Below are 255 nucleotides of genomic sequence, written 5' to 3'. Positions count from 1 at the left end.
CTGGTGGGCAAGGGTGAGCCGGGCGACACGATCATCGTGATCGACAACGGCACGCCGATTGGCGAGACGAAGGTCGACGAGGAGGGCAACTGGAGCTTCACGCCTGAAACGCCGCTGGACGAAGGCCAGCATGAGTTCACGCTGGTGGAACGCGATCCGGCGGGCAACGAAAGCAAGCCGTCGGACCCGTGGACCGTGATCGTGGACACGACCCCGCCGGACACGCCGTCGCTGGGCGAAGTCATTGACCACGTG

Annotated in this window: 1 protein-coding gene; it reads left to right on the top strand. The window is 65.1% G+C overall.

The genetic code is table 11. The features are described 5' to 3' along the window. The coding region (locus F6X42_RS43245) for an Ig-like domain-containing protein (RefSeq protein WP_187639803.1) at window positions 1-255 on the top strand (255 nt) is incomplete at both ends.

Origin of the sequence: Paraburkholderia podalyriae (assembly GCF_014397785.1) — a bacterium.
Lineage (GTDB): Bacteria > Pseudomonadota > Gammaproteobacteria > Burkholderiales > Burkholderiaceae > Paraburkholderia > Paraburkholderia podalyriae.
This window is presented reverse-complemented; position numbering and strand designations above follow the sequence as displayed.